The 24,407-nt window shown below is 43.2% G+C and carries 31 protein-coding genes; 6 read left to right on the top strand and 25 right to left on the bottom strand.

What is annotated here, in order from left to right; all coding sequences use genetic code 11:
- Genes AC0VYO_RS20585 through AC0VYO_RS20595 form a run of 3 tightly spaced genes read right to left on the bottom strand, consistent with a single transcriptional unit; the run spans position 1 to position 2,035 of the window.
- Positions 1–1,152 (bottom strand): NADH-quinone oxidoreductase subunit C, encoded by a 1,152-nt coding sequence (locus tag AC0VYO_RS20585; protein WP_475368182.1) that lies wholly within the window; start codon positions 1,150–1,152, stop codon positions 1–3.
- Entirely contained in the window at positions 1,149–1,667 is a 519-nt protein-coding gene (locus AC0VYO_RS20590; protein WP_194218394.1) for a NuoB/complex I 20 kDa subunit family protein, read from the bottom strand. The genes AC0VYO_RS20585 and AC0VYO_RS20590 overlap by 4 nt, the downstream gene beginning before the upstream one ends.
- Positions 1,658–2,035 carry an NADH-quinone oxidoreductase subunit A gene (locus AC0VYO_RS20595; protein ID WP_194218393.1) on the bottom strand — a complete coding sequence of 126 codons (378 nt, stop codon included), beginning with the start codon at positions 2,033–2,035 and terminating at the stop codon, positions 1,658–1,660. The genes AC0VYO_RS20590 and AC0VYO_RS20595 overlap by 10 nt, the downstream gene beginning before the upstream one ends.
- A gap of 120 nt (positions 2,036–2,155) precedes the next feature.
- Here AC0VYO_RS20595 and AC0VYO_RS20600 point away from each other — a divergent pair, with 120 nt between their 5' ends.
- Positions 2,156–2,629 carry a YbgA family protein gene (locus AC0VYO_RS20600; protein WP_475368183.1) on the top strand — a complete coding sequence of 158 codons (474 nt, stop codon included), beginning with the start codon at positions 2,156–2,158 and terminating at the stop codon, positions 2,627–2,629.
- Positions 2,630–2,732: 103 nt separating this feature from the next.
- Positions 2,733–3,293 (top strand): DUF1697 domain-containing protein, encoded by a 561-nt coding sequence (locus AC0VYO_RS20605; protein WP_475368184.1) that lies wholly within the window; start codon positions 2,733–2,735, stop codon positions 3,291–3,293.
- A gap of 57 nt (positions 3,294–3,350) precedes the next feature.
- On the opposite strand, the gene AC0VYO_RS20610 is transcribed toward AC0VYO_RS20605, so the two are convergent.
- The 15 genes from AC0VYO_RS20610 to AC0VYO_RS20680 form a co-directional block, all read right to left on the bottom strand.
- Positions 3,351–3,752 (bottom strand): F0F1 ATP synthase subunit epsilon, encoded by a 402-nt coding sequence (locus AC0VYO_RS20610; RefSeq protein ID WP_194218390.1) that lies wholly within the window; start codon positions 3,750–3,752, stop codon positions 3,351–3,353.
- Between the two features lie 102 nt (positions 3,753–3,854).
- The gene (gene atpD, locus AC0VYO_RS20615; protein ID WP_194218389.1) at positions 3,855–5,264 is read right to left on the bottom strand and encodes a F0F1 ATP synthase subunit beta; all 1,410 of its coding nucleotides are present in this window, start codon (positions 5,262–5,264) and stop codon (positions 3,855–3,857) included.
- Between the two features lie 190 nt (positions 5,265–5,454).
- Positions 5,455–6,318, bottom strand: coding sequence for a F0F1 ATP synthase subunit gamma (locus AC0VYO_RS20620; protein WP_194218388.1), 864 nt, complete (start codon positions 6,316–6,318; stop codon positions 5,455–5,457).
- Between the two features lie 49 nt (positions 6,319–6,367).
- Positions 6,368–7,876 (bottom strand): F0F1 ATP synthase subunit alpha, encoded by a 1,509-nt coding sequence (atpA, locus tag AC0VYO_RS20625; protein WP_194218387.1) that lies wholly within the window; start codon positions 7,874–7,876, stop codon positions 6,368–6,370.
- Between the two features lie 19 nt (positions 7,877–7,895).
- Entirely contained in the window at positions 7,896–8,450 is a 555-nt protein-coding gene (locus AC0VYO_RS20630) for a F0F1 ATP synthase subunit delta (protein WP_194218386.1), read from the bottom strand.
- Complete coding sequence (gene atpF, locus AC0VYO_RS20635) at positions 8,447–8,956, bottom strand: F0F1 ATP synthase subunit B (protein ID WP_194218385.1); 510 nt, start codon at positions 8,954–8,956, stop codon at positions 8,447–8,449. Before atpF ends, AC0VYO_RS20630 begins: the two co-directional genes overlap by 4 nt.
- 106 nt (positions 8,957–9,062) lie before the next feature.
- Positions 9,063–9,275 (bottom strand): F0F1 ATP synthase subunit C, encoded by a 213-nt coding sequence (gene atpE / locus AC0VYO_RS20640; RefSeq protein ID WP_121681967.1) that lies wholly within the window; start codon positions 9,273–9,275, stop codon positions 9,063–9,065.
- Between the two features lie 67 nt (positions 9,276–9,342).
- Positions 9,343–10,053: a F0F1 ATP synthase subunit A gene (gene atpB, locus AC0VYO_RS20645; protein ID WP_194218384.1), complete on the bottom strand. Its 711-nt coding sequence runs from the start codon at positions 10,051–10,053 to the stop codon at positions 9,343–9,345.
- A gap of 19 nt (positions 10,054–10,072) precedes the next feature.
- Positions 10,073–10,441 (bottom strand): ATP synthase subunit I, encoded by a 369-nt coding sequence (locus AC0VYO_RS20650; protein ID WP_194218383.1) that lies wholly within the window; start codon positions 10,439–10,441, stop codon positions 10,073–10,075.
- On the bottom strand, positions 10,442–10,672 hold the full coding sequence (locus AC0VYO_RS20655; protein WP_475366149.1) for an AtpZ/AtpI family protein: 231 nt from the start codon (positions 10,670–10,672) through the stop codon (positions 10,442–10,444).
- 378 nt (positions 10,673–11,050) lie between these two features.
- A complete protein-coding gene (gene upp, locus AC0VYO_RS20660; RefSeq protein ID WP_159786319.1) occupies positions 11,051–11,680 on the bottom strand; it encodes a uracil phosphoribosyltransferase in 630 nt (209 codons plus the stop codon).
- 209 nt (positions 11,681–11,889) lie between these two features.
- Positions 11,890–13,137 (bottom strand): serine hydroxymethyltransferase, encoded by a 1,248-nt coding sequence (glyA, locus tag AC0VYO_RS20665; RefSeq protein WP_194218381.1) that lies wholly within the window; start codon positions 13,135–13,137, stop codon positions 11,890–11,892.
- A 137-nt stretch (positions 13,138–13,274) separates the two neighbouring features.
- Positions 13,275–13,847, bottom strand: a complete 573-nt coding sequence (locus AC0VYO_RS20670) for a TIGR01440 family protein (protein WP_276511787.1) — start codon at positions 13,845–13,847, stop codon at positions 13,275–13,277.
- 14 nt (positions 13,848–13,861) lie between these two features.
- On the bottom strand, positions 13,862–14,305 hold the full coding sequence (rpiB, locus tag AC0VYO_RS20675; protein WP_283153341.1) for a ribose 5-phosphate isomerase B: 444 nt from the start codon (positions 14,303–14,305) through the stop codon (positions 13,862–13,864).
- A 2-nt stretch (positions 14,306–14,307) separates the two neighbouring features.
- On the bottom strand, positions 14,308–14,937 hold the full coding sequence (locus AC0VYO_RS20680; RefSeq protein WP_475369081.1) for a low molecular weight protein arginine phosphatase: 630 nt from the start codon (positions 14,935–14,937) through the stop codon (positions 14,308–14,310).
- A 154-nt stretch (positions 14,938–15,091) separates the two neighbouring features.
- Between AC0VYO_RS20680 and hflK the strand changes: the two genes are divergently transcribed.
- Both hflK and hflC read left to right on the top strand, forming a co-directional pair.
- Positions 15,092–16,057 (top strand): FtsH protease activity modulator HflK, encoded by a 966-nt coding sequence (hflK, locus tag AC0VYO_RS20685; RefSeq protein WP_194218378.1) that lies wholly within the window; start codon positions 15,092–15,094, stop codon positions 16,055–16,057.
- Positions 16,050–16,979, top strand: coding sequence for a protease modulator HflC (gene hflC / locus AC0VYO_RS20690; protein WP_194218377.1), 930 nt, complete (start codon positions 16,050–16,052; stop codon positions 16,977–16,979). Before hflK ends, hflC begins: the two co-directional genes overlap by 8 nt.
- 110 nt (positions 16,980–17,089) lie before the next feature.
- On the opposite strand, the gene AC0VYO_RS20695 is transcribed toward hflC, so the two are convergent.
- Positions 17,090–17,647, bottom strand: a complete 558-nt coding sequence (locus AC0VYO_RS20695; RefSeq protein ID WP_475366150.1) for a manganese efflux pump MntP — start codon at positions 17,645–17,647, stop codon at positions 17,090–17,092.
- Between the two features lie 143 nt (positions 17,648–17,790).
- Here AC0VYO_RS20695 and AC0VYO_RS20700 point away from each other — a divergent pair, with 143 nt between their 5' ends.
- Positions 17,791–18,057, top strand: a complete 267-nt coding sequence (locus tag AC0VYO_RS20700; protein WP_194218375.1) for a DUF2533 family protein — start codon at positions 17,791–17,793, stop codon at positions 18,055–18,057.
- Between the two features lie 38 nt (positions 18,058–18,095).
- Here AC0VYO_RS20700 and AC0VYO_RS20705 read toward each other — a convergent pair whose 3' ends face one another.
- The 5 genes from AC0VYO_RS20705 to prfA form a co-directional block, all read right to left on the bottom strand.
- Positions 18,096–19,136: an L-threonylcarbamoyladenylate synthase gene (locus AC0VYO_RS20705; protein WP_475369082.1), complete on the bottom strand. Its 1,041-nt coding sequence runs from the start codon at positions 19,134–19,136 to the stop codon at positions 18,096–18,098.
- 188 nt (positions 19,137–19,324) lie between these two features.
- The gene (locus tag AC0VYO_RS20710; protein WP_226615742.1) at positions 19,325–19,756 is read right to left on the bottom strand and encodes a GNAT family N-acetyltransferase; all 432 of its coding nucleotides are present in this window, start codon (positions 19,754–19,756) and stop codon (positions 19,325–19,327) included.
- 84 nt (positions 19,757–19,840) lie between these two features.
- Positions 19,841–20,446: a stage II sporulation protein R gene (gene spoIIR / locus AC0VYO_RS20715; RefSeq protein ID WP_194218373.1), complete on the bottom strand. Its 606-nt coding sequence runs from the start codon at positions 20,444–20,446 to the stop codon at positions 19,841–19,843.
- Positions 20,447–20,539: 93 nt separating this feature from the next.
- A complete protein-coding gene (gene prmC / locus AC0VYO_RS20720) occupies positions 20,540–21,388 on the bottom strand; it encodes a peptide chain release factor N(5)-glutamine methyltransferase (protein WP_475366152.1) in 849 nt (282 codons plus the stop codon).
- Positions 21,389–21,392: 4 nt separating this feature from the next.
- Complete coding sequence (prfA, locus tag AC0VYO_RS20725) at positions 21,393–22,463, bottom strand: peptide chain release factor 1 (RefSeq protein ID WP_194218371.1); 1,071 nt, start codon at positions 22,461–22,463, stop codon at positions 21,393–21,395.
- A 148-nt stretch (positions 22,464–22,611) separates the two neighbouring features.
- Between prfA and AC0VYO_RS20730 the strand changes: the two genes are divergently transcribed.
- Complete coding sequence (locus tag AC0VYO_RS20730; protein ID WP_475366153.1) at positions 22,612–23,946, top strand: CoA-disulfide reductase; 1,335 nt, start codon at positions 22,612–22,614, stop codon at positions 23,944–23,946.
- Positions 23,947–23,978: 32 nt separating this feature from the next.
- Here the strand turns inward: AC0VYO_RS20730 and AC0VYO_RS20735 are convergent, their stop codons facing one another.
- Positions 23,979–24,353, bottom strand: coding sequence for a hypothetical protein (locus AC0VYO_RS20735; RefSeq protein ID WP_475366154.1), 375 nt, complete (start codon positions 24,351–24,353; stop codon positions 23,979–23,981).
- Between the last annotated feature and the right edge of the window lie 54 nt (positions 24,354–24,407).

Consider the following 24,407-nt stretch of genomic DNA (forward strand, 5'->3'; position numbering starts at 1 on the left):
CTACACCTCCACATCATACGGCTCATAATCTTTTCGAAGGGGATGCCCTACCCAGTCATCAGGCATCATAATTCGTGTTAAATTGGGATGCCCTTTAAACACGATGCCAAGTAAATCAAATCCCTCACGTTCGGGCCAGTCCGCCCCTACCCAGAGGGACGTGAGGGAATCAATAACTGGTTCGTCTCGATCTATCTTCACCTTGAGCGCTACGCTCTGGCTGTTCTGATAGGAGTAAAGATGATTGTAAATTTCCATATGCGATTCAAAATCTGTTCCATGTGTTTCTGAAAGATAGTCAAAAGCAAGAAGCTCATTGTGTTTAAGAAATTGGGCGAGCTTCAAGTACGTGTGTTTTTTAGCAACGAGCGTCGGAACGTCTTTTGCAAGACGATTAATATAAGCGTCTTCTAAAAGATCGTCACCAAGATTTTGTTGAATGATGTGAAGATAGCGGTCAAGGACAGGTTGATTCGGTGAAGGGGTCTCTTCTACAGGCTCTTCGTTTTCTTCAGATGCTTTTGCTTTCGCCTTTGCAGCCGCCTTCGCTTTTGCGGCAGCTACCGCTTTTGCTTTTGCTTTCGCTTTCGCTTTCTCATCTGAAATATCAGACGCTCCATCCTTTTTCTGCTTTTTAAGTGCTGCAGCTTTGGCCTTTGCAGCCGCTACTGCTTTCTTTTTTACTAGATCGGCATCGGTATCCATATCCTTGCTTATTGCTTCATTCTGCTGCATTTCTTTTTGCTTCTTGAGAGCCGCCGCTTTCGCCTTTGCGGCTGCTACTGCTTTCTTTTTCGCTAGATCAGCGTCTCTATCTTCGCTGGCTGTTTCATCCTGCTTCAATTCTTTTTGCTTCTTGAGAGCTGCTGCTTTGGCTTTTGCTGCTGCGACAGCCTTCTTTTTCGCTAACGCTAGGTCGTCTGACTCTTCACTCACTGATTCATTTTTTTCCAGTTCTTTTTGCTTCTTAAGAGCAGCTGCTTTCGCCTTTGCAGCAGCCACTGCTTTTTTCTTCTGAAGCTCTAGGTCGTCTGCAGGTTTCTCAGCTTCAGCAGCCTTCTTTTGTCGTAACTCAGCGGCTTTCCGTTTTGCCTCCTCAACCGCTATCCGCTTTTCTTCTGCTAGCTCTTCAGGTGTTTTGCCATCTGTCATCGATTGGTCACCCGCTTTCCGGTTCGAGCTTCATATCGAATTTTTTCCTGTAATTTATTAATTCCATAGATAAGTGCCGCTGGATTAGGTGGACATCCAGGGATATATACGTCGACAGGTACGATTTGATCGACCCCTTTGACGACCGCATAGGAATGAATATAAGGGCCGCCAGCTGTGGCACACGAACCCATGGCGATAACCCATTTAGGTTCAGGCATTTGGTCATAGAGACGCTTTAGCACAGGAGCCATTTTCTTCGTTACGGTTCCTGATACAATCATGACATCAGACTGTCTTGGCGATGTTCGAAAAAATGTTCCAAAGCGATCAAGGTCGTAATGGGAGGCCCCTGAACCCATCATTTCAATTGCACAGCATGCGAGACCAAATGTAAGCGGCCATAGTGAATTGCTTCTTGCCCAGGCCTTTACATTTTCAAGCGTTGCCAGGAACACATTCTGCTTCATTTCTTCATATTCTTCCGGTGTAATATTCTCTAGGTTTATATCCATTTCAGCACCTTCTTTTTCCATGCGTATAGTAAGCCAATTAAGAGCATGACAATAAAGATCATCATTTCGATGAACGCAAAGAAACCAAGCTTTTGATAAGCTACCGCCCACGGATATAAGAAAACGGTTTCGACATCAAATATCACAAAAAGCAGTCCGAATAAATAATAGCGAACGTTATACTGGATCCAGCTTTGGTGAAACGGCTCTATGCCGCTTTCATAGGTTGTTTGTTTCTCAGGTGTTGGTTTTGAAGGACGAAGGAATCTTCCTGCTGTTAGGGCAACAGCTGGAAGGAGAAGGCCAAGTAAAAGAAACATCATTACGAAGAGATAACTATTTTGGTACACGTTAAGCGATTCACCCATTCAGGTCTCTCCTCTCATCGTGCTGTAAAGTTGCTAGTCTTGTATACTAATTCAACATCCCAACTCTTATTCTTGCTTTTATTTGTAAGTTTTTTTAAAATTTCGAACAGAGGTGATCGTATGCCAGACAAAAGAATCAGAACGCTTACAGAGAAACTGTGGGCAAAAAACAAATATACCGTGATGGCAAAGGGATATGAACATTATCAAAAGGTGGGAGAAGCATTAAAAAACGCTCAGTCTCATGAAGAGCTAGTTGATGTTTATGATCTCATCAGTGAAAGCTTAACTCTCCCCTATACTAAAAAAGGTATGCGGACAACACTCCAACATATGTGGGGCTATTTCAAAAAACAGGCAACAAGTGAGGAAAAAGAAGATTTTTTTATAACGTTGAATCTACGAATCACTCCATCATCGCCCCTAACCGATCAAGACATTGAAAGCATTCGTAGCCATCTTGCCGTATTACTTAAAAAGTACCCATCCGATTACTTGTTACAAAGCAGCTTTGTGCAAACGAGCAGGAAGTGGAATGAAGTATATGATCAAAAACAACTAAAAACAATTTCTAGAAATGATTATTCTGAATGAAATAATTGAAATTGTGGAGGATTATCGCTTTAGCACATCGTAATTAAATCATGACTAGTTTCAAATCTGAGGCATATCAAAGTGAATAAAGGGTGGGACAAGAATGACGAGCTATATTGGATTATTAAGAGGGGTTAACGTTGGTGGAAAAAACAAACTAAAGATGGCTGAGTTACGAGATGCCCTGACAAAGGAAGGCTTTCTACATGTGAAAACGTATATACAAAGTGGAAATGTCTTTTTTGATTCAGAAGAATCGGAAGATGGTTCAAGGAGAAGAATGGAACAAATCATCAGCACCGAGTTCGGATTGAAAGTGCCTGTATTAATAAGATCTGCAACAGAGTGGCAAAGCATGATCGAGAGTTGTCCGTTTCACGAGGAACAAATTGCAAAAGCGCAAGAAAAGGCTGTTGGAGAAAGCCTTTATGTAGCTATGTTAGCGGAACCACTCCGGGCAGATGCTAAAGAAAAACTTGTTTCATATGCTTCTGAGAAAGAAGAATGTGAGCTGATCGGAAGAGACGTTTTCCTTCTGTTTCATGATAGTATTCGAAATTCAAAGCTTGCGACCTACTTAACTCGAGTCAATGAGTATGCAACAATTCGAAATTGGAAAACCATTAATAAGATAGCTGACATGCTCCCTAATAATGTAACTTAACACCTATATTTCCGCGAAAAAAAGCACCAGAGGAACGTCTCCTCTGGTGCTTTTTCCTTATTTACCTGCCAAATCCAGGCGGTTGATTGCACGCTTAAGCGCTAGCTCAGCACGCTTGAAATCAACATTATCCTGCTTCGCTTGATTTAAGCGTTCTTCTGCTCGTTCCTTCGCAGCACGTGCACGTTCCACGTCAATATCGGAAGGTAGCTCTGCAGACTCAGCAAGGATCGTTACCTGCTTTGGTCTTACTTCAACAAACCCACCGCTAACGGCCAGTACATGCGTGTCAGCTCCATTTTTGAAGCGAACTGCATTGATTGTAAGAGGGGTAACTAGTGGAATGTGTCCTGGTAAAATTCCTAGCTCACCGCTAGTTCCTTTTACGCTGACCATTTCAGCTTCCCCTTCGTATACCGGGCCGTCAGGGGTGACTACACTGACATCCAATGTATTCATTGTACCCCTCCCTGGGTGTGATCGTAATTAGAAAAGCTGGCTTATCGCCCAAATAGCCAAAAGTGGGAGCGAAGGCCCATAGGTCTCCACCCTACTTTTTATTTACGCCATTTGTTTCGCTTTCTCAACTACTTCTTCAATTGTTCCAACAAGACGGAATGCGTCCTCTGGAATATCATCGTGTTTACCATCAAGGATTTCTTTGAATCCTTTGATCGTTTCTTTAACTGGTACGTAAGAGCCTTTTTGTCCAGTAAACTGTTCAGCTACGTGGAAGTTCTGAGAAAGGAAGAACTGAATGCGACGAGCGCGGGAAACAGTTAGCTTATCTTCGTCAGAAAGCTCATCCATACCAAGGATAGCGATGATATCTTGAAGTTCTTTGTAGCGCTGAAGTGTTTGTTGCACTTCACGCGCAGTATTATAGTGCTCGTCCCCAACGATTTCCGGAGAAAGCGCACGGGAAGTTGAAGCAAGTGGATCCACCGCTGGGTAGATACCTTGCTCAGAAAGTTTACGTTCAAGGTTAGTTGTTGCATCAAGGTGAGCAAACGTCGTTGCCGGAGCCGGGTCAGTATAATCATCGGCTGGTACGTAGATTGCCTGAATTGAAGTAACAGAACCTTTGTTAGTTGAAGTAATACGCTCTTGAAGTTGACCCATCTCAGTAGCAAGTGTAGGCTGGTAACCTACTGCTGATGGCATACGTCCAAGCAATGCCGATACCTCTGAACCAGCTTGTGTAAAGCGGTAGATGTTATCGATAAAGAGAAGAACGTCTTGTCCTTGCTCATCACGGAAGTACTCTGCCATTGTAAGACCTGAAAGGGCAACACGCATACGTGCACCTGGTGGTTCGTTCATCTGACCGAATACCATTGCTGTTTTCTTAATAACGCCAGAATCAGTCATCTCGTAGTAAAGGTCATTACCTTCACGCGTACGTTCACCAACACCTGCGAATACCGAGATACCGCCGTGCTCTTGGGCGATGTTGTTGATCAGTTCCTGGATAAGTACCGTTTTACCTACACCGGCACCACCAAATAGACCGATCTTACCACCTTTAACGTATGGTGCAAGAAGATCTACTACTTTGATTCCTGTTTCAAGGATATCAGTAGTTGTTGAAAGTTCATCAAATACTGGTGCTAGACGATGAATCGGATCGCGGCGAACTTCGCCAAGTTCTTCATTAAGGTCAATTTTCTCACCTAGTACGTTAAATACACGTCCTAGTGTAATATCCCCAACTGGAACGGAGATTGGTGCACCTGTATCTAGAGCATCAACTCCACGTACAAGACCGTCTGTTGAACCCATTGCTACGGTACGAACAGAGTTATCGCCAAGGTGAAGCGCGACTTCAAGCGTCAATTCGATGCTCTCTTCGGCACCAGTTTGAGCGATATAGTTAACTTTAAGGGCGTTGTAGATTTCTGGAAGCTTTCCGCTCTCAAACTTAACGTCTACAACCGGACCCATAACCTGGGTAATGTATCCCTTGTTCATCCTGTTCCCTCCTAACTTGCTTTAAGCTGCCTTTGAAAGTAAGTCTTTCAAATAGCATTTATGGTTTATCGTAGTATTGTCCAGCTACAGTGGCCAGGCCCTCGAGTCGCTTCACCTTTTCGATTGAACACAAAGTGCGTGTTCATTCCAAAAGCCTCCAGCGCTTGTCGGGCCTAAACGGCCACTTCCGCTATTCTAACGCTGCCGCTCCACTTACAATCTCAGTAAGTTCCTGAGTGATTGAAGCCTGACGAGCACGGTTGTAAGAAAGTGTAAGATCGCCGATAAGATCGTCCGCATTGTCCGTCGCACTTCTCATCGCTGTCATACGAGATGCATGCTCGGCTGCTTTCGCATCAAGAAGCGCTCCGTAGATCAAGCTTTCGGCATATTGAGGAAGTAGTACTTCAAGAATTTCTTCTTCAGATGGCTCATACTCATAGCTTGCGAGTGATTTGCCTTCGCCCGTCTCAATATCCGTTAACGGAAGAAGTTTCTTCTCCGTTAAATCCTGCTGAATGGCACTTACATAGTGGTTGTAATAAAGATAAAGCTCATCGAAAGCTCCGTCTTCAAACATACCTACTGTTCGAGATGCAATATCCTTAATGTCTGCGAAGGCAGGCTGATCTGAAAGACCAACAATGCTTTCTACGACAGGCATTCCGCGCTTTTTAAAGAAGGAAAGTCCTACTTTACCAGCTACGATAATTGCGTACTCATCTGTAGAGTTGTGACGCTCATTAATTGTTCTATACACATGACGTAGTACCGAGCTATTGTACGCTCCAGCAAGTCCACGGTCTGATGTGATAACCACATAGCCCGTTTTCTTCACTTCACGGCTTTCTAGCATCGGATGACGTACGCCACTTGATCCATTTGCAATGCTTCCGACAACCTCTTGAATTTTCTCCATGTATGGAACGAATGACTTCGCATTCATTTCAGCACGGTTCAATTTCGCAGCGGAAACCATCTGCATCGCTTTTGTAATCTGCTTTGTTTTCTTAGTCGACGTAATTCTCGACTTAATATCGCGTAAAGATGCCACTCATTTCACCACCTTTTAAGCTGGCCACGGCGTTTCCGCCGCATCCCTCTTATTCAGATACTGCGAAGCTCTTTTTGAATTCTTCGATTGCACCGTTGAATTCTTTTTCATCAGGAAGAGCTTTTGTTTCACGAATTGTATTGAAAATGTCTTTCTTATTGTGTTCGATCCATGTCATCATTTCAGATTCAAAACGCTGAATGTCGCCAACTGGGATATCATCAAGGAATCCACGAGTTAGTGCGTAAAGAATAGCAACTTGCTTCTCAACTGCAAGTGGCTTGTTTAGTCCTTGCTTTAGAACTTCAACCGTACGAGCACCACGGTTCAGCTTCGCTTGAGTTGCTTTATCAAGGTCAGATCCGAACTGAGCGAATGCTTCTAGCTCACGGTATGATGCAAGGTCAAGACGTAGTGTACCCGCAACCTTCTTCATCGCTTTAATCTGAGCGGAACCACCTACACGGGATACAGAAAGACCGGCGTTAACCGCTGGACGTACACCCGAGAAGAAGAGATCAGATTGAAGGAAGATCTGTCCATCTGTGATGGAGATTACGTTAGTTGGGATATAAGCTGATACGTCACCAGCTTGTGTTTCGATAAACGGAAGGGCAGTTAGTGAACCTGCTCCTTTTGCATCACTAAGCTTCGCTGCACGCTCAAGAAGACGTGAGTGAAGATAGAATACATCCCCTGGATATGCTTCACGACCTGGAGGACGACGAAGTAGTAGGGAAAGTTCACGGTAAGCAGAAGCCTGCTTTGTTAAGTCATCGTATACAACAAGAACGTGCTTGCCGTTATACATGAATTCTTCACCCATTGTTACACCAGCATATGGTGCTAGGAAAAGAAGCGGAGATGGCTGAGATGCACCAGCTGTTACAACGATTGTGTAATCAAGGGCACCCTGCTTACGAAGCGTTTCAACAACGCCACGTACCGTAGATTCTTTCTGACCAATCGCAACGTAGATACAAATCATATCTTCGTCTTTTTGGTTCAAAATTGTATCGATCGCAATTGAAGTCTTACCAGTCTGACGGTCACCGATGATAAGCTCACGCTGTCCGCGTCCGATTGGAATAAGAGAGTCAATTGCTTTGATTCCTGTTTGAAGTGGCTCATGTACTGATTTACGATCCATAACCCCTGGTGCTGGGCTTTCGATCGGACGAGTTTTTGTTGTTCCAAGTGGGCCCTGTCCATCAACAGGTTGTCCAAGTGGGTTTACAACACGGCCAAGAAGCTCTTCACCGACTGGAACTTCCATGATGCGTCCAGTACGACGTACTTCATCGCCTTCACGAATTTCAGTGTATGGTCCAAGGATAATGATACCAACGTTGCTCTCCTCTAGGTTCTGAGCCATACCCATAACACCGTTTGAAAATTCAACAAGCTCTCCTGCCATCACGTTATCGAGACCGTGGGCACGAGCAATACCATCACCAATTTGGATAACGGTACCAACATCATCAACTTTAACATCAGTTTGATAATTTGCGATTTGCTGCTTGATCAGCGCACTGATTTCTTCAGCATTGATGCTCATGCATATTCACCCCTATCTTCTAGCTCTTCGCTGAAACTAATTCTCGTTCCATGCGTTTAAGTTTTCCGCTAATGCTACCGTCAAAGATGCGATTGCCAATACGTACTTTAATACCACCGATTAAAGTAGGATCGATCACATTCTCGATCAGAAGCGTTGTTTTGCCTACTCGTTTCGCAAATACTGCAGAGACCTTCATCTGCTCCTCTTCCGTTAGAGGCTTCACAGAATAAACTTTCGCTGCCGCTTTTTGCTGCTGCTCATAAGTAAATCTTTCAAATTGACTAACAAGATCAAAAACGATTGCAACACGCTTTCGTTCGATCAATGTAAGAAGCGTATTCATAACAGGTGCTGATAGAGAAGATCCAAAGCTTGTTTGGATAAGCTCTTTCTTCTGTGCTTCTGTAAATTTCGGATGTTCAAACACGTTCATTAGGTTCGGTGTTTGATGAAAAACATCCTTTACTACGACAAGCTCATTCTTGACTTGCTCGACGTTATCGTTCTCACGAGCGATGTCAAAAAGAGCACCGGCATAACGCTTTGCGATTACTTCAAGATCTCTACTCATTTCTGATCGCCTGCCTGATCAAGGTACTCATCGATCAGCTGCTTTTGAGCGCGCTCATCCAGTTCCTTCTCGACAACTTTTGAAGCGATCATAACGGATAGTGATGCAACCTGCTCACGTAGAGAGGCAACTGCACTTTCACGCTCACGCTTGATTTCAGCAGTAGCTGCTTCTTTCAAACGCTCAGACTCAATACGAGCCGCTTCGATCAATTCCTGACCTTTTTGGTCAGCCATTTGCTTTTGGTTCTCAAGCATAGCTTTTGCTTCCTGACGAACACGCTTCATTTCGTCGCGCTGCTCATTCAAGAATGCTTCCGCTTCTTTGCGGTTCTTCTCAGCCGCATCAATTTCGTTCGCAACGTGCTGCTCACGCTCTTTCATGATGCCCATAAGAGGTCCCCATGCAAACTTCTTTAATAATGCAAGAAGCACTAAAAATGCAAAAAGTTGGAAAATAATATCTCCTGCAGCAAATCCTGCTCCTAGAATTAAACTATTGAACACCGTGTTCACTCCCTTCAGAGGTCATACAAAACGAATGGCGAAGGTTTCATTTCGAAACTTTCTCCGCCATCATGAAACGATCCAAAATTACTATAAAGTTCTTAAATTATTGACCTAGTACGATGAAGGCAATAACAACACCGATGATCGGCAATGCTTCAACTAGTGCGATACCGATGAACATTGTTGTTTGAAGAGTTCCGCGAAGTTCTGGTTGACGAGCGATTCCCTCTACTGTACGTCCTACGATAAGACCGTTACCAATACCGGCACCTACTGCCGCTAAACCTACTGCAATTGCAGCTGCAATTAAACCCATGCTAAACTTCCTCCTTATAATTCATAAAATAGTTTTTTATATAATGAAAACTCATTGATACCTTTTTTTAATGGTCATCTGCCACTTTGTGTGCCATGTAAACCATCGTTAGCATTGTAAAGATAAACGCTTGAATTGTACCGACAAAGATACTGAATCCTTGCCATGCGAGCATAGGAAGAAAGGCTCCAAGCGCTCCAGCGAATGATGCTCCACCAAGTCCTGCGAGAAGTCCAAGCAGAATTTCACCGGCGTAAATGTTTCCGTAAAGACGTAGACCAAGTGTTAATGTATTGGAGAATTCCTCAATTAACTTAAACGGGAATAAGAATTTAAGAGGACTGAAAAATCCTTTTCCATATTCCTTAGGTCCTTTCATTTTCACACCGTAATAGTGTGTAAGAACCACGACCATCGTTGCTAGTGTTAGCGTGATTGTCGGATCTGCAGTTGGAGACTTCCACCAGAGTTCTGAATCGACTGCAATGGCGAATGGAAGACCAAGCATATTTGATACAAAAATGTACATGAGTAGCGTCATCCCAAGAAACAGGAAGCGCCCACCGGTTTTCCAGTCCATCGTACTTCCAATAAGTCCTTTAACAAAGTCCATCACCCACTCAATGAAGTTCTGCAATCCCGTAGGACGCATTGCTAACGAGCGAGTTGCTACAACAGCAAGGATAAATACAATAGCAGAAGCAATTGTAATCATAAGAACATTGGAAAGATTGAAAGTAAGTCCTAGAAAGTCATGTGTAGGTGCATGATGTTCCAACAGCTTTTCACCTCTCTTCCTACTTAAAGCGTATTTTGGATATTGAATCTATGAGAATGATAATGTAGGTGATCATTAACCCAATTACCACACCTAGCAAGCTGAAGTGTTCCGGATATCTTGTTGCAATTGCAACGGCTAGTCCAGCAACGGCCAGTCTCGTTAAAAAACCGAGTGACTTTGCCTTCTTACCCTCTGCAGCCGCTTCACCAAGACGATTAATCTTTCGGAACATATTGAATAGGTTGTAAATACTGAAAATAGTGCCAAGAATTAACCCGAGGAATAATGCTTTATATGAGGTAATTCCCCAACCCATCACGAAAATGGCGAGCAAATACAGGGTGAGTTGCATGTAACGGCGGAAACTTTGAGTATATTCTGTCATCTAATCTTCCCCTGTAAACTTATGTAGAAGACGAACCAATCCATAAATCCCTCCGCCCAAACCGAGCAAAAGGCCAATAATAAGAAAAAGTGGAAAGGTGTCGAATAGGCTGTCCATCCACTTGCCTAGGAACACCCCAGTAAGGATCGATCCAACTAGATAAGATAGAATGGTTGTATAGAGTGCCATCGCCTTCAAATCAAGCGCCCCTTTGCTATAAAGGTGAGTCATTGAAAAGCATATTTTGAGCAAATGAAAACCTTATCACTATACCCTTTGTAAGTCTACAATAGGGTGTACTTGATGTCAATGCGTTTAGGGGAAATGGTGTGATCAAATTCACAAATAGAAAAACACTCAAAAAACCCAGTAATACCAAGGATAGTAACGCTTACACGAGCAGAGATGTGTTATTTAGACGAAACAGGGAATCATTCCCTATTAAATACAGCGGAATTTGTCACCTTTTTTTCACATTTGTCGTCATCCGCACATTATTTCACCGATTCATTGAACCATTCTTGACCTTTCAGACACTCCTCTTAAATCGTGTTTCCTTACTTCCAATCAAAAAACCCCTTCCGTTTAGGGAAGAGGTTTTGGAATCCTTTATTTCGTTCCGTATAAGCGGTCTCCTGCATCACCAAGACCTGGAACAATGTATCCTTTTTCGTTTAGCTTCTCATCAAGACCAGCAATGTAAATATCAACGTCAGGGTGAGCTTCGTTCAGAAGTTCCACGCCTTCAGGTGCTGCGATCAGACACATCATTTTGATGTTTTTAGCTCCGCGCTTTTTAAGGGAGTTGATGGCTTCAACAGCTGAACCGCCTGTTGCAAGCATTGGGTCGATCACGATAAATTCGCGCTCTTCAATGTCAGCAGGAAGTTTCACGTAGTATTCTACAGGCTGAAGCGTTTCAGGGTCGCGATATAGCCCTACGTGTCCAACTTTTGCAGCTGGGATTAGTTTCAGAATGCCGTCTGTCATGCCAAGACCGGCTCTTAGAATTGGAACAAGTCCAAGCTTCTTACCAGAGAGAACTTTTGATTTCGCTTCTGTTACAGGTGTTTTCACCATCACTTCTTCAGTCGGAAGTTCTCTTGTAATTTCATAAGCCATAAGTGCTGCCACTTCGTCTACAAGTTCACGGAACTCCTTCGTTCCTGTTTTCTCATCACGAATGTATGTAAGCTTATGCTGAATCAACGGATGATCGAACACGTATACTTTACCCATCGTATGCACTCCCCTTTTCGTTTTGGTTTCGTTCCTAAATCTTCTTCGCAATTCTACATAAAAACACGGTTTGATTCAAGGCTTTATAAGATGATGAAATATTCACGCTCTTCCTATTAAGTTAGCAAGACTCTTTCTTGGTGTCGATTCGTCGTTTTTTCTCTATAAAAACGCCGGAAGTTCATAGGCTCCCGGCGTGTACATCTATATTAGTAGGAAATACTTTCGTACATTGGAAATTTATCCGTAAGTTCCTGAACACGTTTCTCTGCTTTTTGAAGCTCGTCTTCGTTCTCATGATGCTTCAATACGTCACCAATAATACTAGCGATTTCTTCCATCTCTGCTTCACCAAAGCCGCGTGAGGTAACAGCTGCTGTTCCAATACGGAGACCGCTCGTTACGAAAGGACTTTGTGGATCAAAAGGAATCGTATTCTTGTTTGTTGTAATCCCGATATCATCAAGTGCTTTTTCAGCTACTTTCCCTGTCATATCAAGACTCTGTAGATCTAGAAGAACAAGGTGATTATCGGTACCATTAGAAACAAGATTAATCCCCTCTTTTTCAAGTGCTGAAGCGAGTTTCTTCGCATTCGCAATCACTTTTTCGGAGTAAGTTTTAAACTCTTCAGAAAGTGCTTCACCAAATGCTACGGCTTTCGCTGCAATCACATGCATCAACGGACCGCCTTGAATTCCTGGGAAAATAGACTTATCAATTTTCTTCGCGAATTCTTCTTTACAAAGAATCATTCCTCCACGAGGTCCACGAAGGGTTTTATGTGTTGTTGTTGTAACGAAATGAGCATGTGGTACAGGGTTTGGATGATGACCTGTCGCCACAAGACCAGCGATATGAGCCATGTCGACCATAAGGTAAGCATCCACTTCATCCGCAATTTCACGGAAACGTTTGAAATCAATTTCGCGTGGATAAGCACTTGCACCTGCTACAATTAATTTCGGACGATGGGTTTTGGCTTTCTCAAGAACGTCATCATAGTCAATACGCTGTGATTCTTTATCTACACCATACTCGACGAAGTTATATTGCACGCCACTGAAATTAACAGGGCTTCCGTGTGTAAGATGGCCACCATGAGAAAGGTTCATTCCGAGAACAGTATCTCCCTGCTCAAGAATCGTGAAATAAACAGCCATGTTCGCCTGTGCCCCTGAGTGAGGTTGAACATTCACATGCTCCGCGCCAAAGAGCTGCTTCGCACGGTCTCTTGCAATATTTTCAGCGACATCGACATATTCACAGCCACCATAGTAACGACGACCGGGATAGCCTTCCGCGTACTTGTTCGTTAGTACTGATCCTTGCGCCTCCATAACGGCTTCTGATACAAAATTCTCTGATGCGATAAGTTCAATCTTGCTGCGCTGTCTACCAAGCTCGTCTTTCATTGCCTGTAAAAGTTCTTGATCCTGCTTTGCTAGGTTTTGCATTGATATCCCCTTTCCATCCCACACATATTTCCATTCGTCAACACGAACAGTTGTGATGCAATCTCGATTGCATTGTACCACAGAAGTTTGGATCCGTATATTACTTAAACGAACTAATTTATTGTTCGGTTTTGAGGCTAAAAGCAATGCTCATTTTTCCCAAGATATGAGGCGCGTTCTCCCCCAATGAGCTTCGGTCTTGAGCGAACCATTGTTAAGTGAGCTTCACCTATTGACGTGTGCCTACCTCGAACTGGTACTGCCACATGCCTGATGTGCATACCAATAAACGTATCGCCAATATCGATTCCTGCGTCCGCTGAAATAAACTCAACGAGAACTGGATCATTCATTTGAGCATAAGCATGCGTCGCCATCGAACCGCCTGCTCTCGCAGTCGGGATAGCCGCTACAATTTCATAACCCTTGTCATAAGCCGTTTCTCGCTCAACGACAAGCGCTCGATTTAAATGCTCACAACATTGAAAAGCAAGCTGAACACCTGTTTCTTTTTGAAACACATCAATACTTTCATAAATAGCCTCCGCTGCCGAAACGGTCCCAGCAGTCCCAATGCGCTGACCGATCACTTCGCTAGAGCTCATCCCAATGACGAGCAAGTGACGATCTGTCAGACGGGCATCTTTCTGAAGGTCTGAGAGCGCTTCAAGCGTATGCCGAGTAATTTGACGCGCTGTTTGTTCATCCACAGGTAACGCCCCCCTTATTCTTTTACTTCGTATTCTGTAATTTTGCCGACTCTTCTAGCATGGCGTCCTGCTTCATAGTCGGTTTCAAGCCAGACCTTGGCAATCTCCGTGGCAAGGCCAGGGCCAATGATACGTTCGCCCATCGCAAGAACATTGGAATCGTTGTGTAGTCTAGTCGCTTTCGCACTAAAAAGATCATGTACGAGCGCACATCGGATACCATTGACTTTATTTGCTGCAATCGACATTCCAATCCCTGTTCCGCAAATCAATATGCCGCGATCCGCTTCTCCTGAAGCTACTTTTTCTGCGACAGGAATCGCATAATCGGGGTAGTCCACGGAATCGTGACAATCACACCCAAGATCGATGACCTCCATACCAAGCTCCTGAATTACTTTGATGATGTCACCCTTAATGTTAACGCCCGCATGATCTGCACCTATGGCTACTTTCATTCTTACCCCTCCATGTCTTCTTGACGGATCCGTTCCATCATTTGCTCAATCGCTGTCTCAATTTCTGTATAAGTTGTTCGATACTGTTCTATTGTACCGCCAAATGGATCGGATATATCCATTGAAGGCAAACCATCTTCAAGCGCTTGCAATTCTCCAAGATCTTTTTTCATTTCCGCTTCGAATTGATTGCGCTTCTGCTGTTCATCTTCTCCTGTAACGTTTTGAATCTCATGATGAAAAGCCGCTCGCTTCATTTCAATCTCAGCCGCTTTCTCTTGATAAGAATCGTATTTCTTCTCATCTTCTGTTGCTGCATATTCTTTTAATGTATAAACCTTATCAGCTAGCTCTGGAAAATCACGAAGTACAAGTGCTTTGTGACTACTAGTCATCGTAAGAAGGAGATCGCTCCATTCTGCTAACTGTCGATCTAGCATTTTTGCCGTATGGGCAAATGGAACATTTTTCTCTTCTAGAAGTATTTCAACCTGACGACTCGCAGGAGCACCGTTCGCTGCAAAAACACCTGCTGATTTCGCTTCAACTTCTTTGCTTTTATTTTTTAGAATCACTTCCGCCATTGGACTGCGGCATGTGTTACCTGTGCATACAAATAAAACTCTCACCATGTCCACTTCCCTTCTCCTCCTATTATGAGAGATGAAGGGGGATAAATCCACCCTCTATCGCCCAACCGTTATTGTGAAAAAATATGGGAATTACGAAACCTTTTTGTTATCTGCACGTAATACTTGTTATAAGAAAATCGAGGGGGGAAGTTAGATGTCACAAAGAAAAATTGTCATCCTGTCAGGTGCGGTTGTTCTATTTCTTATCCTGGGGGTCATTCTAGTTACAAGCTGGTATACAGTGGATGAATCAGAGCAAGCTGTCATTATGACATTTGGGAAAGTAGATGAAGAAATAAGCGAGGCTGGTCTTCATTTTAAACTGCCATGGCCGATCCAACAGGTGGATATTTTACCAAGAGAGACGTTCAGCTTAACGTTTGGATATGATGAGGAAGATGGAGAAATTGTGGATTTTCCAGAGGAAACAAAAATGGTAACTGGAGATGAAAACATCGTACTCGCCGACCTGGTTGTGCAATGGCGAATTACGAATCCTAAACAATATTTGTACTACTCTGATGAACCGAAAGAAATTCTCTATAATGCTACATCCGCTTCATTAAGAGGTGTGATCGGTAGCTCAGAAATAGACGAAGCCCTTACGTCAGGTAAAGCGGAAATCGAAGGAAATGTTCGCGATATTCTCACCCAATTAATTGATCGTTACGAAATAGGAATTTCCATTCTTGATGTGAAGCTTCAAGACGTTGAACTGCCAAATGATGAAGTACGTAAAGCGTTCACAAACGTCGTCGATGCCCGTGAACAAAAAGAAACGACAATCTACGGTGCGAAGAAATACAAAAACCAGGAGCTCAATGTTGTAGAAGGTCAAAAGGATGCTCGTATTTCGAAAGCTGAGGGTGAAAAGGCTCAGCGAATCGAGCAAGCCCGTGGTGACGTTGCTACCTTCAATGCTCTTTATAATGAATATAAAACCAATCCTGATATTACAAGACAGCGCCTTGTGTTAGAGACGTTAGAAGAAGTTCTTCCTGATACGAAAATTTACATTACCGACGAAGGTGGAGACACCGTCAAATACTTACCGATTCAGCCAGCAAAAGAAAAAACAGCTGAAACCCCAAAGCCAAAGGAGAGTGAAAAGAATGAGTGAGAACGTTTTTAATATGGATGAACACCGGCGTAAGATGAGTCCTAGAAAAATTGTAAAAACCGCAATACTTATCGTTCTCCTTCTCATTATGATTGGCGGGCTTTTCAGCACACTATTTGTTGTAAAGGAAGGCGAGTACAAGGTCATTCGTCAATTTGGTGACGTCGTTAAAATCGAAACAGAACCCGGACTAAAATTTAAAGTACCGTTCATTCAGTCAGTTACGACGCTACCAAAGTATCAAATGCTTTACGATGTCAATCCAGAGGAAATTACAACGAAAGATAAAAAGAGGATGACTGTGGATAACTACGCCGTTTGGTCTGTCAGCGATCCACAAGATATGATCACTAATGCACGAACAATTGAAAATGCCGAAGCGAAAATGGGTGAATTTATTTTCTCAGTCATCCGATCTGAGCTCGGTCAGCTTGAATATGAGGAAATCATAAACGAAGAGAAATCTAACCGTGGTAGCTTCAACGATAACGTTCGGGAGCGAGTAAATGAACTCCTCGATCGCGATGCGTACGGCATTCAGGTAACGGATGTGCGCATGAAGCGCACCGACCTCCCTGACGCAAACGAACAGTCCGTTTTCCAGCGAATGATTTCAGAGCGTGAATCCAAAGCACAGGAGTATTTATCTCAAGGTGACGCGGATTCCGATCGAATCAAGGCGGAAACAGATAAAGAGGTCGATACCATAATTGCTAAAGCAGATGCCGATGCGGAAGAAATTCGCGCAGAGGGAGAATCTGAAGCGGCTAAAATCTACAACAAAGCATTTAGTAAAGATCCTGAATTCTACGAGCTTTATCGCACGCTTGAGTCGTATAAAACGACTTTGAACGACGAAACAGTGATCATGCTCCCAGCAAACTCTCCTTATGCGAGGCTTTTACAGGGGATAACGGAGTAATTCAGCTTATCTTAAGCTTCAGGGAGGGTGTCCGCAAGTACCTTAGCCTTCCCTGGAGCTTTTTATTGGCTGAAATTTGGATTTATTGGCCAAACACACTTAACTGCACATTACAAAATCAAAAGCTTCAGCCCAAACCCAAATAGTATGCAACCGCCGAGAAGTTCGCTGTACGAGCCGATCCAGCTCTGAAATTTCCGACCCATCATTAAGCCTGACCACGTTAAGAGCATGCTAATAAGCCCAAATAATAAGATCGTGATAACCACTCTTGCACCGTAAATGCCAAGACTTAGCCCAACGGAAAAGCTATCAAGACTAACGCTTAAAGAAAAAATAAGTAAACCAAACCCCACTGGAGTGACAAATGGTTTATCGCTCGATGAAAGTGATGATAGTCCCATTTGAATACCTAATAAAAGCAATAGACCGCCGCCGATCATTGTTGCAATCGTGCCAAAATGCTCGGAAAGCACGCGCCCGATGATCATACCGGCAAGTGGCATCCCCATATGAAATAGTCCGATCACAACGCCGATTTTGGCAATTTGGCGAAGCCGGAGCGGGATCATACCCATGCCTAGTCCAACTGAAAAAGCATCCATGCCGAGAGCAAATGCCATTATACTTAACGTTGCGAGCTCACCAATTAATGCAGTGGAAAACATTTCATCTCCTCCCGGGACGTGCTATTCAACTTTTATGCACGTCCTCTTGAAAATAGAAGGGAAAGGAGGAATAATAGGTTAAGAAGGGCTCGTTAAGGGTAATGTTCTAGTATGGAATGAGCCGAAATGGAGGAACTAATTAGATGAGCGTTCACAAAGGTATTTCAAATCAGCTTAATGAAAAAAATCGTGAAATTAAATTGTTTATTCAGTTAGATAAAGAGCGCGAAGCAGCGATTGCTCATGCTGTTGAACAATGTGAAGCGAACAAATCTTATACAACTGAACGGATCAATGAACTTTCACTTCAAATTAATGAACTTGCTAAACAAGGAAGTATCCCTACACGAACTTACGTAACAACGAAAATGGTAGAAGAGTTTGTGGAAAAGAAACGCAATAATAATTAGCCTCGATGAAAAAACCCGCTCAAATGAGCGGGTTTTTACTATTCTTTCATCACACGATTGTTTGCAGCTTTTGATAGCCGGTTCATAACCGCTGCTCCTACTCCCTCATGTGTGAATATTTCGCTATAAATTTCATCCACATCGGATTCATCGAACTGCCTCAATACATCATAAAGACGATTCGCTACAGAAATAAGGTCATCTCTTGATCCACATGGAATGATGATATCTGCTTGATATAATGACTTTGATTCCTCTGTTGCGAGGATGCCTATTTTCAATCCTTCTGCTCTACGCTTGTCCACGATCGTTTGCAAATGCTTTTCTGAGCCATCCACAAGCGTAACAGGAGCTGTCGGTGCATAGTGTTTGTACTTTACACCAGGAGACTTTGGCTTTTGGCCATCATCACTTAATGCTGGATCAACCTTCACTTCGCCGACCACTTCTTCTAACTGCTCCTTCGTGACACCACCTGGACGGAGAATTGTCACGACATCTCCAGAACAGTCCACAACAGTAGACTCAAGACCAACACCAGTTGACCCTCCATCCACAATGCCAGCGATCCTTCCGCTCAAATCATGAATGACATGATCGGCTGACGTCGGACTTGGTTTGCCTGATAGATTCGCGCTTGGCGCTGCAAGAGGTAAGTTCGCAGCTTTTAATATGGCCAGTGCTACAGGGTGATTTGGCATGCGAATGGCTACCGTATCGAGTCCTGCTGTTACATTTCTAGCCACACTCTGTCCACCAGGTAAAACAATTGTTAGAGGTCCCGGCCAAAATGCATTCATCAGATCATCCGCTTGCTTCGGAATACTCGTTACTAACTTTTCCACATGTGGACGAGAGGCAACGTGCACAATAAGCGGATTATCTGCAGGTCGTCCCTTCGCTTGGAAAATTTTTGCGACGGCTTCTTCAGATAAAGCATTCCCACCAAGCCCATAGACCGTCTCAGTAGGAAAAGCAACGACTTCATTTTGTTTTAAATATTCTGCTGCTTCCGCAATTTGTGGATAACTTTTTTCGCTATCCACATTTTCATCCACATACCAAACATTTGTGTGGATACCTTCCATGTTATACACCTTCTTATATCATAAATACTAATAAGCCCGGTTATTTCGGGGAGATATGTGATCTTTCCACAGGATTCTACACGATTCGTAAAAACGCTTCCTTCGTCTTATTACGCTAATATCCACATTGTGTGGATAAGGAATGCTTATTTTGTGTATAACCTTGTTGATGAGATCCCCTACGTTAACCGTTTTCTCATAATCACTCGCTGATCTGAATGATTTGTAAATAACTCATTTGTCTTCAACGTTGTTGGGATATTTTCTACAGGAATTGTCGAGAAACCGAAAACTTGAAAGAAAAAGGATTCTTCTTTTGACGTAAGGTATAACTCGTCCAATTGGTTTTTCTTCGCCAATTGAATCACCTGATCAAAGAAACGTAGCAAACGCTCTGAGGTGGATTCGGAGCTGTTTAAGACGAGAGCTCTAAGTAAACCTGCATTACCAAACGTTTCAAGGGCAATGACACCGAATAGCTCCTTCTCTTCTGATTCTGCGATAAGGAAGGACTCAATCTTAGGTAGCCCGTCCACTTCGAGTCCAGAGCGTTTCACAAAATCCCAAACTGCGGCGACATCTTCAGTAGTTGCTTTTCTAACTAGAAACAATTGAATCTTCCTCCTTCAAATTCTTTTTTGAGCACAATACCGTTCTGTTATGGTCTTATGCTTTGAAGGAGGAAAATAGACCTTTTAACTGAAAATCCCTTTAAACCATTCAACAATCGTATCAATAATTTTGACGAGGAAGAATTCAACTTCTACTTCTTCAGATGGTTCTTCCACTACATCACTTTCAGCTTGGACGGCATCACCATTTGAGAAATCAAGAAAGCAAAGCGGTGGAAACAATACGCACCACCAGTTATCCCCAAGTCCTTCCCCAATCGTAATGAGCACAGCTTCATAATCACCTGCTGGATACACGAAGTCGCCATAAAGCTTCGTTGGAAAAGCCACTTCTCCGAACGTAACGGAAAAAGATTCACGACTACCGATCATTTCTAATTGCTTGCTTACGATGGCTTCAATCTCGGCTAGACGACTTTTAATCACATGACGAGATTCTTCAATAGAAGTTAGATCAGCAACCCATTCATTAATCGATTCATTGACTTCATCACGAATGCTGCGTTTCACGGTTTGATCTTCATTGCTATTGCTATTGGCTAAAATGCGAAGACGAATCGCTTCGTCTGGAATAACCTGTTGATTTGCTGTTACTATTCCCGAACTCTGGAGACTTGAAGCAAGAATAAAAAATGAGATTAATAGATTAATAAGTCCTCTTTGATTCATCTTGTATCCCGTCCCTTCTAGCTCTCATTCTGGCCAGAATCGAACGTTTTAAACGTAGAACTCTTCACCAGAATGCGAGTAGAATCGACAGGGTTATTTTACAACACCAAATACCATCCGTTCTTTCCCACTAATATCTTTCACAACTTCCACTTCAATGTCCTCACCAAAAGAGGATTCAAGCATTGTAGCAACGGTTCTCGCCTGCTTTTCTCCTACTTCAAATCCAATTAATCCTGGAGACGAGATCAAACTAGGGAGACCTTCCGCAAGTCTTCGATAAAGCTCATATCCATCTTCTCCTCCAACGAGTGCCTGAATAGGTTCATGATCTCGAACCAACGGGTCAAGAGTTGCGTATTCTTCTTCAGAAATATACGGAGGATTTGAGACAACGATATCAAGCTTACGTCCTGCTAACGGCTGAAGTAGATCGCCATGAAGAAACGAGATTGGCGCCTTAAGCTGTCGCGCATTTTCCTTCGCAACTTCTAGAGCATCTTCAGAAATATCGACCGCAGTGACTTCTCGATTTTGAAGTTCAAGCGCTAGACTAATTGCAATTGCCCCACTTCCCGTTCCAATGTCAGCAATCGTTGCCTTTGTCGGATCAAGAAATAGCTTCTTCGCTCTTGTAAGGATGCCTTCCACAAGCTCTTCTGTTTCAGGTCTTGGAACGAGAACATGATGGTTGACCCGATACGTTCTACCATAGAACTCTTCCTTTTCGACAATGTGCTGAACAGGAATGCCGCTTGCATGCTCCTGGATTTTTGCTTCAAAACTTTCATAATCAGGCATTTCGTCTTGCATTCGAAGGAGCAATTCCGTTCTTGTTACATTTAACTCATGCTTAATCAGCCATTCAGCTGCTGACGCTTCACGTCCATGCTTCTCTAAAAAAGAAGAAGCCCATTTAAGGGCTTCGAATACAGTCTTCATAAGGTCACTCTCCAGCTTCTGCCATTAAGCGCGTTTGCTCTTCTGTAATTAGCGCATCAATGAACTCATCAAGCTTCCCTTGAAGAATCTGGTCAAGTTTCTGAATCGTTAAGTTAATTCTATGATCCGTCACGCGGTTTTGTGGGAAGTTATACGTACGGATTCGTTCGGAACGGTCGCCCGTTCCAACAGCGGATTTACGGTTATCGTCATACTCTTTCTGTGCTTCTTGTTGGAACTTATCATACACCCGAGCACGAAGAACCTTCATCGCTTTTTCTTTGTTCTTAATTTGTGACTTCTCATCCTGACACGATACAACAACACCTGTTGGCGTATGGGTTAAGCGAACAGCTGACATCGTTGTATTAACACTCTGTCCACCTGGTCCACTTGAAGTAAATGTATCAACACGAATGTCTTTGTCATGGATTTCAACTTCCACTTCTTCCGCTTCAGGAAGCACGGCTACTGTTGCCGTAGATGTGTGAATACGTCCACCTGATTCTGTTGAAGGAACACGCTGCACTCGGTGTGCGCCGTTTTCATACTTCATTTTGGAATATGCGCCGGCACCGTTGATCATAAAGATAATTTCTTTATAACCACCTAGCTCCGTTGAACTATATTCGATGACTTCAGACTTCCAACCTTGCATTTCAGCGAAGCGGCTGTACATTTTGTACAAGTCACCAGCAAATAATGCGGCTTCGTCTCCACCCGCTGCTCCTCGAACTTCGATAATTACGTTCTTCTCATCGTTCGGATCTTTAGGAAGAAGTAGCACTCGTAAGCGCTCTGCATACTCTTCTTCTTGTGGTGTAAGCTCTGAAAGCTCTGCCTTCACCATTTCACGCATTTCTGCATCTTTTTCTTCCTCAAGCATCGCCTTCGCGTCTTGAATGCCTTCGAGAATTTCCTTATATTCACGATACACCTGAACGGTTTCCTCAAGGCTAGCTTGCTCTTTGGAATATTCGCGGAGTTTCGTCGTGTCATTAATGACTTCTGGATCACTTAACAACTGATTTAACTTATCATAACGTTCTTCTACAATTTCTAAACGGTCTAACAAGATCTTTCACCTCGTTTTCGTTGCATAACATTCTAATTATAGTATAGGACATTTCGCCAGTCAAAAGCAAAAATAGCTTTAACATCATTTTTTAAGGGTAAACTGAAAGTAGGCTAGACTGAACGATTAGGAAAGGGGCTGCTTATAGATGAAGTTTGTTATTATTGGCGGAGATGCGGCTGGTATGAGTGCAGCAATGCAAATTATTAGAAACGATGAGGAAGCGGAAGTTGTGACGCTTGAAAAGGGAGATATTTATTCGTATGGCCAATGCGGGCTACCTTATGTCATTAGCGGAAAAATTGAATCTACGGATAAACTGATTGCAAGATCCGTCGATACATTTCGAGAAAAGTATGGAATTGACGCACGTGTCTACCATGAGGTTACAAACGTTGATACTGAAAACAAAATTGTAAAAGGAATCAATTTAAAAACGAATGATCACTTTGAAGAAAATTACGATAAGCTCCTGATCGCTACAGGAGTAAGTCCTGTTAAACCAAACTGGGAAGGCATCGACCTTAACGGCATACATACATTAAAGACCATTCCCGATGCTGAAAAAGTGATAAAAGATCTTGATGATTCCGTACAAAATGTGGCGGTCATTGGCGGTGGATACATTGGACTTGAAATGGCCGAAACGTTCCGTGAACTCGGTAAAAATGTACGCATCATTGAGTTAGGACCGCACCTTGCCAGTATTTTTGATGACGATATGGCTAAGCTTATACACGAAGAAGCCAAGCAAAACAATGTTTCGGTTCATACAAATGAAGGCGTTCAGTCTTTCAAAGGGGATAAGCGCGTCAAAAAAATCGTGACTGACAAAGGAGAATATGATGCAGACCTTGTTCTCGTCTCAGTCGGCGTCAAACCGAATACTGGTTTCCTCAAAGAATGCGGTCTTCATACAACTTCTAACGGTGCTATTCAGGTGAACCGCTACATGCAAACAAGTAAAGAGGACGTATATGCAGCTGGAGACTGTGCAACCCATTATCATCGCATTAAAGAACGAGATGACTTTGTTCCTCTTGGCACAACGGCAAATAAGCAGGGGCGCATTGCTGGCCTTAACATGATTGGGCAACCAAATACATTTAAGGGGATTGTCGGCACTTCTGTTATTAAATTTTTCGGATTAACTCTTGGCCGCACAGGCCTTTCTACTAACGAAGCAAAAGAATTAAATTTACCATTCTCAAGCTGCTCAACCGAGGCAACTGACATTGCGGGTTACTACCCAGAAGCTCGTGAACTTTGCGTGAAAATTATTTTCCGAGATGATAACGAACGAATTATCGGTGGACAGTTTATTGGAAAGTACGGCGTTGATAAGCGAGTTGATGTGCTTGCAACGGCTCTTTACCACCAGATGACGCTTCATGACATTGAGGATCTTGATCTCGCATATGCTCCCCCTTACAATAGCGTTTGGGATCCATTGCAACAGGCAGCGCGACGCGCCCAGCACTAATAAAACAAAACAACCCTCTCGCATGAGAGGGTTTATCTTGCTCGTACATGAATTTTGTACCTCGGTACGGCTTGATAAATTTTAGCAGCGAGGTTTTTTTTCTGTTCATTTAAACTCGCTTCATTTTTATTGCTAAATTTCACATTGACCCACGCGTGATTTCCTGTGATTGAAACGACTCCAGCATCGAAACCTTCTGTCTCGACGACTTCACGAATCTTATCTTGATCGTCACTAATTGTTGGCTTATCAACACTCATATTGCGATAGGACTGAGGATTTAAGTTAATATCTGTGTTTAAATTCTGGCCTTCTCCCGCTTGTCCATCCGCCTCTGGTGGCTTTAATGGCGAACAAGCAGCTACAAGTAAAAGGAATGCAATCATCATAGTTGAAACCTTTCTCATCAGTCAGTCACCTCCTCGTTTTAAGGTGCCCAAAGATGACTGGTTAGATTCTCG

The organism is Anaerobacillus sp. 63XJN7_4_ISO-PGPR-S23-413 (genome assembly GCF_056173725.1).